At 60.0% G+C, this 540-nt stretch carries 2 protein-coding genes; both read left to right on the top strand.

Features of this window, described 5'->3' with window-relative positions; translation table 11 throughout:
• A partial coding sequence (locus tag H7F16_RS19495; RefSeq protein ID WP_185799312.1) for a M24 family metallopeptidase occupies positions 1-284 on the top strand: 284 nt, incomplete at its 5' end.
• Positions 285-371: 87 nt separating this feature from the next.
• Positions 372-540, top strand: a 169-nt coding sequence (locus tag H7F16_RS19790) for an ATP-binding cassette domain-containing protein (protein WP_338402040.1), incomplete at its 3' end; no start/stop codon positions are given.

The following is a 540-nucleotide window of genomic DNA, read 5'->3' as shown; positions in this document are numbered from 1 at the left end:
AATACCGCAGCTTCGGCTACGGCCATTCCTTCGGCGTGCTTTGCCACTACTACGGCCGCGAGGCGGGGCTGGAACTGCGCGAGGATTGCGACACCGTCCTGGAACCCGGCATGGTCGTGTCGATGGAACCGATGATCACCATCCCCAACCACATGGCGGGCGCGGGCGGCTACCGCGAGCATGACATCCTCGTCATCACCGAAGGCGGAAACCGCAACATCACCGGCTTCCCCTACGGACCCGAACACCTCATCGTCAAAGGCAAGCGCAAGGCCGCCCAGTAAGGACGAACCGGACTGGCCCGAGGTGTCGCCGCTTATGCTCCCTGTCGGCGGCACCTTTCTTTCCCTTTCCTAGCCAAAGGTTCCCCGATGCCTTTCGACGCCTCTCGCACGACCGAAAATTTCGTCCAGTTCGACCATGTCCAGAAGAGCTACGACGGCGTATCGCTAGTCGTTAAGGATTTGAATCTGTCGATCGGGAAGGGTGAGTTTCTGACGATGTTGGGGCCTTCGGGTTCTGGCAAGACGACCTGTCTGA

Origin of the sequence: Paragemmobacter straminiformis (assembly GCF_014243445.1) — a bacterium.
Lineage (GTDB): Bacteria > Pseudomonadota > Alphaproteobacteria > Rhodobacterales > Rhodobacteraceae > Paragemmobacter > Paragemmobacter straminiformis.
The sequence above is the reverse complement of the archived record's forward strand: the minus strand, read 5'-3'. Positions and strand labels throughout refer to the sequence as shown.